The sequence below is a fragment of the Rhodohalobacter sulfatireducens genome, assembly GCF_022012475.1.
GTDB classification, from domain to species: domain Bacteria; phylum Bacteroidota; class Rhodothermia; order Balneolales; family Balneolaceae; genus Rhodohalobacter; species Rhodohalobacter sulfatireducens.
In genome coordinates, this window is record NZ_JAKLWS010000021.1 from 1 (window position 1) to 14,044 (window position 14,044).

At 38.9% G+C, this 14,044-nt stretch carries 14 protein-coding genes; 9 read left to right on the top strand and 5 right to left on the bottom strand.

Annotated elements, in window-relative coordinates:
* Nucleotides 1-136 precede the first annotated feature (136 nt).
* From holA to L6773_RS14340, 3 genes are all read left to right on the top strand, one after another.
* Nucleotides 137-1,201: a DNA polymerase III subunit delta gene (holA, locus tag L6773_RS14330; RefSeq protein WP_237855127.1), complete on the top strand. Its 1,065-nt coding sequence runs from the start codon at nt 137-139 to the stop codon at nt 1,199-1,201.
* Nucleotides 1,202-1,256: 55 nt separating this feature from the next.
* On the top strand, nt 1,257-1,865 hold the full coding sequence (locus L6773_RS14335) for a sigma-70 family RNA polymerase sigma factor (protein ID WP_237855128.1): 609 nt from the start codon (nt 1,257-1,259) through the stop codon (nt 1,863-1,865).
* A gap of 87 nt (nt 1,866-1,952) precedes the next feature.
* Nucleotides 1,953-2,249 (top strand): hypothetical protein, encoded by a 297-nt coding sequence (locus L6773_RS14340; RefSeq protein ID WP_237855129.1) that lies wholly within the window; start codon nt 1,953-1,955, stop codon nt 2,247-2,249.
* On the opposite strand, the gene L6773_RS14345 is transcribed toward L6773_RS14340, so the two are convergent.
* The 3 genes from L6773_RS14345 to L6773_RS14355 all read right to left on the bottom strand — a co-directional run bounded on the left by L6773_RS14345 (nt 2,208) and on the right by L6773_RS14355 (nt 5,377).
* Nucleotides 2,208-2,837: a tetratricopeptide repeat protein gene (locus L6773_RS14345; protein ID WP_237855130.1), complete on the bottom strand. Its 630-nt coding sequence runs from the start codon at nt 2,835-2,837 to the stop codon at nt 2,208-2,210. The genes L6773_RS14340 and L6773_RS14345 overlap by 42 nt on opposite strands.
* Complete coding sequence (locus L6773_RS14350; RefSeq protein ID WP_237855131.1) at nt 2,834-5,038, bottom strand: patatin-like phospholipase family protein; 2,205 nt, start codon at nt 5,036-5,038, stop codon at nt 2,834-2,836. The genes L6773_RS14345 and L6773_RS14350 overlap by 4 nt, the downstream gene beginning before the upstream one ends.
* 108 nt (nt 5,039-5,146) lie before the next feature.
* Nucleotides 5,147-5,377 (bottom strand): SUI1 family translation initiation factor, encoded by a 231-nt coding sequence (locus tag L6773_RS14355; RefSeq protein ID WP_237855132.1) that lies wholly within the window; start codon nt 5,375-5,377, stop codon nt 5,147-5,149.
* A gap of 200 nt (nt 5,378-5,577) precedes the next feature.
* Here L6773_RS14355 and L6773_RS14360 point away from each other — a divergent pair, with 200 nt between their 5' ends.
* The 5 genes from L6773_RS14360 (at nt 5,578) to tmk (ending at nt 9,692) form a co-directional block, all read left to right on the top strand.
* The gene (locus L6773_RS14360; RefSeq protein ID WP_237855133.1) at nt 5,578-6,150 is read left to right on the top strand and encodes a bifunctional nuclease family protein; all 573 of its coding nucleotides are present in this window, start codon (nt 5,578-5,580) and stop codon (nt 6,148-6,150) included.
* A gap of 1 nt (nt 6,151) precedes the next feature.
* On the top strand, nt 6,152-7,771 hold the full coding sequence (bshC, locus tag L6773_RS14365; protein WP_237855134.1) for a bacillithiol biosynthesis cysteine-adding enzyme BshC: 1,620 nt from the start codon (nt 6,152-6,154) through the stop codon (nt 7,769-7,771).
* Nucleotides 7,771-8,349 (top strand): 5-formyltetrahydrofolate cyclo-ligase, encoded by a 579-nt coding sequence (locus tag L6773_RS14370; RefSeq protein ID WP_237855135.1) that lies wholly within the window; start codon nt 7,771-7,773, stop codon nt 8,347-8,349. Before bshC ends, L6773_RS14370 begins: the two co-directional genes overlap by 1 nt.
* Before the next feature lie 80 nt (nt 8,350-8,429).
* Complete coding sequence (locus tag L6773_RS14375) at nt 8,430-9,080, top strand: PspC domain-containing protein (protein WP_237855136.1); 651 nt, start codon at nt 8,430-8,432, stop codon at nt 9,078-9,080.
* Nucleotides 9,081-9,089: 9 nt separating this feature from the next.
* A complete protein-coding gene (gene tmk, locus L6773_RS14380) occupies nt 9,090-9,692 on the top strand; it encodes a dTMP kinase (protein WP_237855137.1) in 603 nt (200 codons plus the stop codon).
* On the opposite strand, the gene L6773_RS14385 is transcribed toward tmk, so the two are convergent.
* Both L6773_RS14385 and L6773_RS14390 read right to left on the bottom strand, forming a co-directional pair.
* Complete coding sequence (locus L6773_RS14385; protein ID WP_237855138.1) at nt 9,673-11,970, bottom strand: efflux RND transporter permease subunit; 2,298 nt, start codon at nt 11,968-11,970, stop codon at nt 9,673-9,675. The two genes, tmk and L6773_RS14385, sit on opposite strands and share 20 nt — an antisense overlap.
* Nucleotides 11,971-12,040: 70 nt before the next feature.
* Nucleotides 12,041-13,429 (bottom strand): hypothetical protein, encoded by a 1,389-nt coding sequence (locus L6773_RS14390; protein ID WP_237855139.1) that lies wholly within the window; start codon nt 13,427-13,429, stop codon nt 12,041-12,043.
* A gap of 122 nt (nt 13,430-13,551) precedes the next feature.
* Between L6773_RS14390 and L6773_RS14395 the strand changes: the two genes are divergently transcribed.
* On the top strand, nt 13,552-14,034 hold the full coding sequence (locus L6773_RS14395) for an SRPBCC family protein (protein WP_237855140.1): 483 nt from the start codon (nt 13,552-13,554) through the stop codon (nt 14,032-14,034).
* Nucleotides 14,035-14,044: the final 10 nt, after the last annotated feature.

Here is a 14,044-nt window from a genome sequence, read left to right on the forward strand (position 1 = left end):
CCAACGCAATTGACACTTCATGTCAATATCCATACTGTACCCTACATCTAAACTAATAACCTTAACAAACGGTCAAGTCAATCCAGGGATTGACACTCTTTAAACCTTGAACTTTAAACTAGAAACCCACCTACCTTTGGCCAGGAATACAAGCTTAGCTACATTTCGCACCCTGTTTAATTCACTCAGAAAAAGAGATTCTATTAAACCTGTGTATTATCTCTATGGTGAGGAACCTTTTCTAATTGATATGCTGCAGGACGAAATTGAAAAATTGATTCCTGAAGAGCAGAAAGATTTCAATTTTGATTTGATCTATGGCAACGAGTCGAATCCGGCAGATGTATTAAATATTGCCAGCAGTTACCCGATGATGGCTGAAAAACGTGTTGTCATTGTCAGGGACTTCATGAAACTCGATGAGAATTCGGAAGGGGAGGGGATCAAAGAGTTTTCGGGTTATTTTAAAAACCCCAATCCCACAACGATTCTTTGTTTGATCGACACAAAATTTCCTCATCGAGGCAGAGAGCCCGGAAAAACCCTCAAAGAAAAGGATAAAGAGACAGACCTTTTTGAGATTCATGAGTTTGAAAAAATTGACGAGAGAAATCTTCCCGATTGGATTATTGACTGGACACGTCACTCACATAAACGTCAAATTAACCCGGAAGCAGCCCAGGTCTTGGCTCAACTTGTAGGCCCCAATTTGAAATTACTGTCCTCAGAAATAGATAAACTGTGTACTTTTGTGGACACTTCTGAGAAAGTTAAAGTTGAGCACGTAAAAAAAATAACGCAGTCATATCGTGATTATGACGTCATAGAGCTTAAAAATGCGGTGATAAAGAGAGATTTGCATCAAGCCCTCCAAATTGCGGAACAGATGTTGCTTAAAACTAATAACAGCACGGGTGAAATAATTAAGACCGTGGGGTTCTTTTACAGTGTGTTTAGTAATATCTGGCAAATTTGTCGTTTGACAGAAAAAGGCTTGAACAAACAACAGGTTCAGGATCAATTGAATATTCGAAGTAATTACATTTTTAATATTCAATACCAGGAAGCCTCAAATTTCAAGCTTGCAGAGATGCCATATATTTTTGAAGCCTTGCTGGATGCAGATAGCGCAGCAAAGGGCTTTAGCACACTGGATACTCCATCAATATTTCTACTGCTGATTAAGCGCATCACCGGCTGATATTTCCGAGTCGGTGTTGCGAGAAATTGCAACTAAGATTTCGGAGGTAAATATTATGGACGGTGCAACAGTAGCAAAGCTGCAAAATATGAACGATGAAGACGTTATGGAGCAGCTTCAGGATGGCGTAGTTCAGGCATTCGACATCATTGTTCACAGGTACAAAGACAGGCTCCATAATTTTCTGTACCGATATACTCATAATCATGAAGACTGCGAGGACCTTGTTCAAGAAACATTCTTAAGAGTTTATCGAAGCAGACACTCCTACCAACGAATTGCAAAACTCTCTACATGGATGTATACCATCGCTTTAAACCTGGCGAAGAGCATGTATAAGAAAAAGAAAAGAATGACATTGATCTCCATTCATGCCGACGAGTCTGATCCGGATGATCGTGAAATGGAAATTACGGATACCAATATTCTTCAGGATGATGAACTTCATTTAAAAAATTCAATGGGTGAGCTTGAAAAAGCCCTTGAGGAGTTAAATGATAACTTCAAAGAAGTCATCGTATTAAGGGATATACAACAACTAACCTATGAAGAGATCTCTGAAATCACCGGAGCAGCCATGGGTACCGTAAAATCAAGAATAAATCGCGCCCGTTCACAACTTCAAGAGTTAATTGGAGATTATGTAGGGCCTGAAACATTCTAGAGAATCGGTATAGTTTAGTTCGCTGGAAACAATTTACAATTAGCGGAGTATGGATGAATGTAATATTAACAAACCATACTCCGTGTTATGGCTTCAAACATAGATCGATTATCTGATTTCGACTCTCGTCAAAAGAAATCCAATGGTTCAAATTTGGATGCTGAGGATTTCGGTGAAACACTTGATGATTATTCATCGATAAGTGAGCGATTACAGAATCTGCCCAAAATTAAAACCAGTAACCATTTTGATCAAAAAATGGCAGCAGCATTTGCTATGGAGTTACAAAAGGAGGAGATCCAAAGGAATAGAAGCTGGCTGGAAAAACATCCTCAAATTTCTCTACCCGATGTTCTCACGGATCTTACCAAGAATTTCTTGTAAGTCACTGTGATTCGGATCTGTCTCTAATCCTTTTTCCGCATAGGGCAGGGCCTCCTCAAAAGCTCTTACTTCGGTAAGTACCCAGGCAATATTGTAGTAGGCATCAACAAAACTTGATTCTATCTGAATAGCTCTCTCATAATTTTTTACAGCTTTTATGTGTTCATTCTGGCGCAATTGAAAGTTCCCAAGGTTAAAAAAAGCCAGTGCATTCTCAGGTGCCAATTTTGTAACATATTCAAATAATTCTTCGGCTTTTTCATCCTCTCCGGATGCCTCGTAGCAATCAGCGAGGTTTGTAAGCGATGGAATATGATCGGGTATAAGTTCTAATGCATCCAGGTAAAATTTTTGGGCCATTTCAAACTCTTCGAGCTCGGAAAAGGCGTTTGCAAGGTTAAATAGATAAGTTGCATTCTCGGGTTCGATCTCAATAGCAGATTTCAAATGGTGTACCGCTTCTTCATACTCTCCAATCAGGTAGTAACCCACTCCCAAATCGTTTAAAAGTGAATGATTTTTGGGTTCACCTTCCAGTTCGTTTTTAATGGTTTCGATCTGATTTTTTATATACTGTTCGCTGCTCAAAATTGATATCCTATTTGAAGTTCTGCTCTAAATTTATCCAAGCTACCTGTTGAAAGTATAACTTTTGCCGGGCCTACAATTGTTAACGCACCTAATGAAAGCGAGATACCGTGTTCAAACTCATTCGATGGAAAATTAAAACTCCAGTTATCCTGAAATCTTCCAATATAAACGTTCAAGTTCACAAATCGGTGATAAAATGGTTCAACCTGCAAACCCAGCGACCCCATCTGCACGTTTCTTGACGATATTTCATATGGTTCAAGGCCGCCAAATCGAATAAAATTATAAATTGGTTCATAGCGATTCGGAGATTTCCAATACTCCCAGGGCAAATCTCTTCCCGTTGTATACCCCAACCAAAGAGTGTTTGTAATAGAGATCTCGTCTGTCAATGCGTAGTAACCCTCATAATATAGGTCTGATGATGTAAAATCGAGTTCACTCATAATCACATCATGGCTGTAATATCCTTCAAGAACAAGTTTACGGCCCGACGTAGGGTAGGCGTTCCTGTTCAGTTTATCTCTTATAAATCGGAGAAAAACGGAGTGATAATTTTGATCGCTGGCTTCTACTCCGTTGTAGTTTATTCGATTTGAATGGCGGATCAAATCTCTTCGGATACCGATCGATACGAGATTCTGGATACTGAAATAATTCCCACCTGAAAGTTCAACTCTGAATAGTTCATCTTTAAATTGAGCGGCTCTTCTGTCCGGAAAAAACCAATCAACATTCTCAGAGTTATACTCAAGGCTTGTCATCAATCCAAGGCTGGATCCCAATGCTCCATAATAGATGTGATCTGTTTGCATATTTATTCGATCACCAAGGCGAATTTCAGCCCGGCTTAGCGACCCGTTGTGTAATAAATTCTGAAAATTTCCTTCAAACAAAACAGATGCCTGGGATCCAGTTTCATACCGAAGGCCTACATTAAAATCATCGGTTTCATTTTCTTCTACATTGATCTGAAGAGTGTAGTATTCATTCGGCCCGGGAAGTAACCGGTAAGTAACATTATCGATATATTGTGAGCTGTATAGTTTGGATACTCTCTCCTCAATGGTATTAACTTCCAGCGTGCTTTGGGGTATAAAATCAAGTTGATTTAATATAAAGGCATCATCATATAGTGAATTTCCTAGTATCTCTACATTGCTAACTGGAAATTTACCGGTATTTTCAATACCGAATCGTTTAGGAGGGGCTGACTTTTGTTTTGATGCTATCTGTTTAAAATCCTCTAAATGCTTTATTCCTGCCTTTTGACCGATCTCCAGGAACTTATCGGTCATATCAAAATCGGCGGCTGAGTAGGGTTCGAGTTCATCAACCTGCACTACATAATCTGCCATTTGACGCTGAATATCAGCATAATCATGAATTCTAAATAAAAGGCTTTGGTTCAGTACCTTAGTGATTGTGTTCAGACTATCTTTTTCCATCAGGGGTGAACTTACATCTACAGCGATGGTATAATCAGCTCCCATCTCTATAGCATCTTCTACAGGAAGATTTCGAATTAACCCTCCATCTACATACAATTTACCATCTATTTCATGTGGACTAAATATGGATGGTATTGAGATGCTTGCACGAAGTGCGTCCGGTAAATAACCCGAACGGAACACCTTGGCCTCACCGGTTTCAAGATTTGTAGCTACAGCAGCAAATGGAATGTCAAAGTCATCAAATTCTTCAACACCATGTACATTTTGGGTCAGGCGGGAGAGAAAAGTATACACATTCTGTCCGGAAATAATCCCTATTGGCAGATCAATTCTTTTCTCATTGATTGGGAATGTAGCTATTGTTCGATCATCATAAATTTTTTCATAGTTGGATATATAACGCCGGTTGACTTTCTCAGTAAAAAGCTCAGTGAAGTTATTTGATTTTACAATCTCCACAAGCTGATCACTTGTATACCCAATGGCATACAATCCGCCGATCAAACTTCCCATACTAGTTCCTGTAATGTAGTCGATGCGTATTCCTGCCTCTTCTATGGCCTGAATTACCCCAATATGAGCAATTCCAAGAGCACCGCCACCACTTAATACAAGTCCCACTCTCAAAGAGTCTCTCTCTTGCGACTCAATTTGTCGGGAGTTGAGGTTTTTAGCATCAACTGCAGCAGTTAAAAAAAGAAAAATAAGTAGGAAAAAACCCGTTACCCTAAATGATGAATACATCGATATTTTGCTTCAATTCTTAGACTCTGTCAATTTTACGAATATACAATCCGTGTTTGATTGAAATTGAAATACACTTTTTATCAAACGATATTCACAGGGGGAAAGTTACTTCACATCAGTATCAAATCCCTCTTTCTTGAGTATTTTTTCAACCTTCTTTGTATGTGAACCCTGTATAGTTATCGTTTTACCCTCAATGTGTCCGCCGGCACCACAGGAACTTTTAAGTTTCTTTGCCAACTTCTCGATAACCTGTGGGTTATGTTTGATGTTGGAGATTACCGTCATTTGATTTCCCGTTCGAGGATTTCGTTCTTCGTGAATTTTTAAAACCAAGATTGCTTTGTTTTATGCAGATTAAGATTCTAGTATATAGCAGTAAACAGTTTTAATGCGAATTAAACTGGAGTTTATCTGGTTAAATTAACGTTTTTGGTTTCAATTAAACTCTTTAAGTTTGCTAACTGTTTAAGAGGTATAAAAATAGTTAAATTTAATGCCATAGGTAAGTTTCCAGAAAGAAAAGGAGAATAACATTGCAAATTATTAAAATGGAAATATTGGGGCTTTCCACAAGTCCCAGTAGCGGTGGTGCATATGCACTGATTTTATCTGAGTCTGAAGGAAATAAACGACTTCCTATAATTATAGGCACATTTGAAGCGCAGGCTATTGCGCTAGAGTTGGAAAGTATTAAACCGCCAAGGCCCATGACGCACGATCTTTTGAAAAACCTGGTGCTCAGTTTTAATTCTGATGTTCAAAAAGTTGTGATTAACGACTTGAGTGAAGGCACATTTTACGCTCAGATTCACTATAACAGAGATGATAATGATGTACAACTCGATGCGCGACCCAGTGATGCTATTGCGCTTGCTATTCGTTTTGGTGCTCCAATCTACGTTGAACAAAAGGTTTTGGATGAGGCAGGAATAGAAACTGATGATACTTCTGAGGGCAAAAAGGGATCAGTAGCCAAACCACAAGAAGCAGAGAGAGAACTTACACAGCTTGAAAAATTGGAAAATGAGCTTCAAACAGCTATTGAGACCGAAAATTATGAAAAAGCGGCTAAGATTCGCGATCAAATAAAAAAATTAAAAGGATAAAGTGGACATATCAGAACTACCGTTTCTAAATCTGCCATTCAACAAATTATTTCAGGATTACATAAAAAACCCTCAAAAATTATCTCCCTTTTTCCAAACAAACCCTCTCTCGGAAGAAGATATTAATAAAGCCTTTGATTCTTTTTTGTTTAAAGCAAACAGGAAAAAAACCGTTTCTCTCCTAAAAAACTTCAACAACAAGTTTGGTGCTGGGAAGAAAACACTACAATCCATAGAAAAGCTTGCTGATGAAAAGACCGTAGCCGTAGTCACAGGCCAACAGCTGACACTTTTTGGGGGACCGCTTTTCACAATTTATAAGATTATATCAGCAATTCATTACGCAAAAAAATGGGAGGAAGAGTACAACCATCCTTGTATACCTGTTTTTTGGCTGGCTGATGAAGATCACGACTATGAGGAGATTTCAACTCTTGGATTTCCCCAAAACGATGATCACAAAAAAATTTCTCTTCCAAAAAAATCAGAAATCGATAAAAGAGTTGCTGAAATTGAATTGAACTCAAATTTTAAGGCTTTCAAACAGGAGGTTATTGAAAGTCAATTCGATACCGATTTCACCGATCGGCTTTGGAGGAAGCTGGACAATTATTACAAAACCGGAAATACGATTGGCAAAGCATTCGGTTCACTTGTGTTGGAGCTTTTTGAGGACTATGGTTTAATTCTAGCCGGTTCGGCTGACGATGAGGTCAAAAAACATCTCTCATCAATTTTAACAAAATCTGTTGGGAACGTTTCTAAACAGTTTGAATCCCTTCAGACCAAAACGGACGAGCTTATTTCCGTTGGATATCATGGACAAGTTCATCTCCAACCCTCTAATATTTTTTGGATTGATGATCGGGGAAATCGTACGAAATTATCTTACGAAGATGATCTCTGGATTACAGATGGTGATGGTAGAAGCTGGAGTTCAAGCGAACTTATTGATGAAATTAAAGATCAACCCGAGAGATTCTCACCAAATGTATTTTTGCGGCCTGTTATGCAGAATGCATTGTTACCCGTGATTGCTTACATCGCCGGTCCGGGTGAGATATCCTATCATGCTCAAATGAAGGACTTTTTTGAGGATTTCGAACAAACGATGCCCGTCATCATGCCGAGATTCAGTATGACCTTGATAGAATCCGGTATAGATCGAATTTTTGAAAAACTTCCATTCGATTTCTCTGCCTACAACGATCGGATCGAGGATTTAGAATCTCAGTTCATTGAGCAATCCGATTCACCTGATATTGAAGCCATTTTTGAGCCATGGAAAGCAGCTATAGACGAAATTAGCGAAGAACCGACTGAACAGATTAAGGAGATTGACCCAACATTAGAAGGTACATCCGAAAAGGCAAAAGCAACATTCTTTTCTGAACTCGATAAATTAAAAGGAAAGGTTTATCGATCCGTTAAGGACCAGGAAAAGACTCAGTTAAATAGAATTCGAAAGATTAAAGCTAATCTGTTTCCCAACAATAACTTACAGGAACGAGAAGTAGCATTTATATACTTCATGAATAAATATGGATTGAGCATCTGGGATGATCTTTTAGTGAAGCTTAAAGATCAGCAGCCAGACACTCATAAAGTAATTCGTTTGTAATGGGTGAAGATTCAATCCGAAAAGACGAGTTGCGCCGCAATTTTTTAGATAAACGGAAAAGTCTTTCTGAGGGTAAAGCAGAGCTTAAAAGCAAAATTATTGTTGAAGAACTCACTCAGCTAAACCGGTTCAAAGAAGCTGCGGTGATACACAGTTACGTATCAATCAAGAAAAACCGGGAAGTAGATACTATTAAGTTTATTAAGAGATGTTTAGAGACAGGAAAAAAAGTTGTTGTTCCAAAAATGGTGGGAGAGGGGAAGCTGAAGCATATACCTATTAATTCCCTTGATGATCTGGAGGAAAACAATTTGGGTATTCCCGAGCCGGACGAAGATAACAGTAATCCCATATCTGTAAAAGAATTAGACCTGGTTGTGGTACCTATGGTAGCCGGGGATCGTTTTAAAAACCGAATCGGATATGGAGCAGGCTATTATGATCGTTTCTTGGAAAATTGCTCTGCTTTGAAAGTCGGTCTCTTATTTGATTGCCAATTTTTTGATGGTAAATTACCGGTTCAGGAGTTTGATATACCTCTGGATATCTTGATTAGCGAATCCAGGATAATTGAATAATTGATCGAAACTGAATCTTTGGTGATTCGTAGCATAACAAGACAATCAAAAAAATAAATATCGCTGCAATGCCAAATCAGATGGAAAAAACATTAAATATATCGGACCAGGAACTGCACTCAACTCTGAATGATTTTCTTGAGGAAAAGGAGAAAAAACCCAAGAAAAGTATCTGGAATTTCTCAACTATTGCCGGACTGGTTTTAGTTCTCACTTCAGCTACATTTGTTGGAAACCTTGTTAGTACTCAGGTATTGGGATTGAGCTCTATTCCGTTGATCGGGACAGTAATGCAGGCTGCTCCCTATGTAGGTGGTGCAATTTTAGCTCTCATAGTGATTGGCATGTTCTCCAGAAGTAAAACAGAAAAAATAGAGGAGAAGGAAGAGCAGGCAAAAGTAAAAGAAACTTACGACAAACTGGATAAGTTTTTATATACAGAGCAAGAAAGTAAGAGCAGAGCAAAACAGAAGAGATCTGAAACCAGCAAGTTTGACAAATTTAAAGTCGGTGTATCAAATCGACTGATGAAATCTCGGACGGATAAAAAAATTGCCGGTGTTTGTGGCGGTCTTGCAAAACATTTAGGAATCAGTTCTACATTGCTTCGACTTTTGTTTGTAGCTGCTATTATATTGGGCTGGGGTTCTTTTATTTTAGTTTATATTGCATTGGCTGTTGTAATGCCAAAAGAGCCGGTTTATGAAATGGATGATTTTAACTCTTTCTAATTTTCTATTGTGCTGATATCGTTTGAAGGTATTGACGGTTGTGGCAAATCAACTCAGATTGACCTCCTGAAAAAATATTTCGCGAATAAGTCGATTAGTTACTTAATTTTTCGTGAGCCCGGGGGGACTGAAATATCTGAAAGAATCCGTTCACTTCTTTTACATGAGACGGATGAGATGCATCCGGTTACCGAGTTGTTACTTTTCTCAGCTGCCAGATCTCAGCTTATCCAGGAAAAAATTCGCCCGCTATTAAAAGAAAATAAAGTAGTAATCTTAGATAGGTTCTTTGATTCAACAACTGCCTACCAGGGATATGGTCGTAAATCAGCAGATCTCAGTAGCATTCGCACATTGAATGATTTGGCGACTCACCATACTACTCCGGATATCACATTTTATCTCAAAATTTCGCCCGAAGAAGCTGAAAAAAGGACAGATGGAAACCAGAAAGACCGAATGGAAAATTCTGGTGCTGATTTTTTTAGGGAAGTTAGTAAGGGATACGATCTACTTGCCAAAAAAGAAAGCCGAATTCATCCTATTGATGCCACTCTGTCCCCTGAGGTTATTCATTCTCAAATCGTGGAGATTATTGAGAACTCTTTTTGAGATTGATTTTTGGTTTCAACCAGTAAAAAAGTGCCGGCAAAAGGAATAGGTCTGCAAAGAGTGCAGATAGAATAGTCATACACACCAAAGCTCCCATCAACGTGGTGGATGTAAATGCACTTGTGATGAGAGTACCAAAACCTGCTACGAGTATTAAGCTCGTGATAATGATCGCCCGGCCGGTGCGAATGGTTGTGGTGGCAAGAGAGGGTAGAAATGCTCCACTGCGCATATTTTCAACTCTGAAGCGCGCCAGGTAGTGAATACTATCATCCACCGCAATACCCAGAGCAATCGTAAAGATAACGGCTGTAGAAGGTTTTATGTCGAGGTTCAGATACCCCATAAGACCGCCCACCATGAGTAGCGGAATAACATTTGGAACAAGCGCAATGATAATCAGACGAATATTTTTGAACATAAAGACCATTATTGCTGTGATTACAACAAGTGCAAGAATGATACTCCATGCAAGGGAATAAACAATTTTATCCGTCAAATCTGCATTCAGGATTGTAGTTCCCGTAATAATCACATTGCTCGCGGGAAATATTTCATTGATATCAGAAGAGATTTCATTTCGAATTTGGTTGATTCTCTGTGAGCCCGCATCTTCCGTAAAAGCAGTTATACGCAGTTTGCTAAAATCAAAATCAACGTACCTGGAAAGAGCTTCCGAACCATTAATTTCCAGGAGCAATACATACTGAGCAACAGCACTGTCTGATGTTGGCAACCTCTTATTCTGGCGGTCAGTTGAATCAGGGTTCATCTCTTGATGTATCTGTCCAATAAGCGTATGCAGCCCGGCAACACGGTGAATTTCGGGATATTCCCGGAGAACGCTGTCCAGCCTGGAGGCTTTATTTATGATTCCTGCTGTAATTGCAGAGTCGGGAGAGCCTGTGTCAATTACAAATTCAAGAGGAAATTGAGGCGAGATATTTTCGGTAAAAAACCGGCTGTCTCTCATCAATTGTGTGTCTTCACCTATATCATCAAACACACGTCCGTTAACATCAAGATTAGTAAGCCCGATACCGAAAAAAACCGTTACAATAATCCCTGCAATAAGAATTTTACCGTAACTCAACCGGGTATAGATCGCCAATTTTTTTAACAAGCTGTGTACCCGGGGATAGAATCCACTCGACTTTTCATCGACGATTCGTTTCTTTCGAGTTAACTTAATAGCTGCGGGTAGAAATGTAATCGTCACCAAATACGCAATCAAAACACCCACAGCTGTATAAATTCCAAACCGTTTCATTGGCACAACCGAACTGCTAATGAGGGAAGCAAATCCAATAGCTGTGGTAATACTTGTTAAAAAAGTAGCACTACCCAACGTCTTTAACATCTCAATAATTGACTTCCGTTTATTCAGCCCTGCTTCTCTTGAATCATCGTACTTTGATATCATATGAACTGAGTCGGCGATTCCCACACATAGAAGAATCGGGGCGATGGTGGTGCTCATCACTTCAAGATAACCTCCTGTAAGCTGCATGATGGCTACGGTAAGCAGCAGGGTGGTCCATACAATAACCATCGGGTATATAACACCCCATTTTGTCCTGTACATGTACCAAAGTAAAAGCATAATCAGTATAGAAGAAATTGCTATGTAGACTACAATCTCATCATTCAGCATATTTACATATTGATTCCTGAAATAGGGAATACCAGAAACGTGAAATGTATATTTTTGCTGGTAATCCTCTAATATTTCATTCACGCTGCCTATAATTCTCTCTTTCGATTCGTAAGTATTACTTGATTCCTCAATCACCAATACAATGGCGGTAGCAGTTGCTGAATCGTTGACCAGGTACCCGGAGAGAAGCGGATCTTCAGTCATCTCTTCTTTTAAACTGTTAAGGTCTGTATCATTTAAATTTTTTCCTTCGAGGTAGGATGAAAACTCAAGGGAGTTTCCGGATGACTGTACTTGTTGTGCATCCCAAAGTGAGAGGACATTTTTTATATTTTCTATCTCTTCAAACCGGCTCGTTATATTTTGAAGATCAGCGAGAACATCACTTGTGAAAAGTGAATCCGTTTTAAATCCAACGAGCATAGCATTGTCATCCCTGCCAAACTCTTGCTCAAGGAGTTGATAATCTTCAATCACCGGATCATCCTGCGGGTAGAATCCCTCAAGATCAAAATCGGTGCGAATATTCGATGCTGGATAGATAGCCAATAAGGCAAGAATTACAATCCCTGTGATGACCGTTTTGGGATAAGCTATTATAAAATTACCGAGTCGCTCCACTATGCAAAAGTTGTAGGTATGATTTGTTCAGGAGACGAAACCCAAAGTAGCAGAAATGAATTCCATTTTTTTAAAAATAGAGGGCTATCTTTGAAAAGATAAAACTATTCTCCCTGAATTGACTGAATGAGAGGTGTCCGGCAAGTTCATTGCTTTTTTCTCCGCCAAAGAGATTTGTGCCAAGAGATAGTTGTAGATTATCATTTAACTCATATTGTCCCTGCACTTGAATCCAATAATCTTCCGTATTGATGTTATATCTCGACAGTGCCAGGATTTGCAGCTTATTTCTTAAGAATGATCGTGTTGCAAACAATGTAGCGTATTTGTAGTACTCCTCCTGCATGATATCCTCTTCATAATCAAAGATCGTCTCTACAAAAAACTGGGCATCGATTGTTGTTTGAAATAGTTCTGTTCTGAATCCAGCCATAGAGTGTATCCATGGTTTTCTAGTTAAAAAATCTTGATTCGGATTGATAAGATTAAAGAGTTCGGTGAAGTCCTGAAAGGTTGATCTTAGATCAAATTCATGACTCCCGGAAAACGGAATGTTTGTGAACAGTTTTTCTTCAACAAACAAGGCCTCTCCAAGAAAAAATAGGCGAGGATGAATCTCCAGAGTCGTCGATAACCCTGCCATCCAGGAGTTCTGGTAAGATTCTACCAAATTGATTGAAAAGAGATTGGGCAGGCTATTCGTTGCAATCGATACATCGTATGCGGGAGTTGGATGTGTCCATCGCATTAAAAAGAGATCTAAATCTATAAAATTTGGAGAAAGAAGGTTATACCGCAATGCAACCTGTGCGTCGGTCAGTTTAAAATCTGAATCCTGATCATTCGTTGTGACAGGAATAGGGGAGAGAGACGATGAAATTTGTTGGGCCGGGAACCACCTGGAATCCGCGCCCGGTAAGAGATCTCTTTGAAAAAAAGGAGCAAAAACAAGTTGAAGAGAATTTTCTCCAAAGTATCGTATCGCATTAAAGGATGTTAATCCAAAGCGAATGTCTTCTGCAGATATTGTTAAAAATTCACGCAGATCGACCGGTGTTAGAATATCAGTGATGAATGTACCGTTAGCACGCCCCCAAATGATTTTTTGTTGCCCGATTCGTAAGTCATAATCCTGTAAAAACCATTCGATGTAAGCTTCCTTTAACTGAAATTCTATCTCTTGAGATTGATCAAATCTGTGGATGAGGTCCAATTCAGTCTGTAATCCACCGAAGTCTGTTGGTTTATCGAACTGTAATCTTAACCGGTTTCTTGTAGCAATAAATTCATAATCCTCGGTTGTTTGAGCAGCAAGGTAGTTTTGTAGAATACCATTAACGTTAACCTGTGATTTTGCTTCTTCCGGATAGCTTAAAAAAGGCCCTGAAAGGATCAGCAAACTAAATGTAAAAAAACGAAATAAAACCTTAGTGTATCTAATTTGAATCTTTATTTCCAAAATTATTGATGCTTAATCAAAATATGCGTAATTTTATTGCATTGTGGATGTATAGTATCTACAATCATCTACATCACTCAACTCTGAATTAAAACCTTTCATTTCCGAAGTAAATGACACTTATGGCGCACGAAAGAATTGAAGTAGACTTACCTTTAGCCAAAGTTTACGAATTATTATGCAATCCTGTCGATTTCCCAAAATTCCTTGATCGTATCGATTTAGTGGAGAAAGTAAATTCTCAAACTTTCAATTACAAAACCACTATAGGCGGCGAAGAGTTTCAATGGACAACTAATATTATCGATAATCTGAGAAATACCCGTTTTGCCTGGATTACAATCAACGGTAATCTGAATCAAACCGGTACTATTCGGTTCACTCCACTTGATAACGGGGAAAGAACACGGGTTGATTTTTCGCTGGATTACCGAACATTCTTTGGAGAAGCTGAAGAGGATTTGGCTAACTTCATTGAAGGTCTCCCGGCACAACTTACAAAGGACCTGCAAACGTTTAAAGAGCTTGCAGAGAATGATACCTTTAGTGAGGTTAAAATTGAAGACCCGGATTCAGAAAAAACTGAGAGCGAAGTAACTGCTTAATCGCTCATTA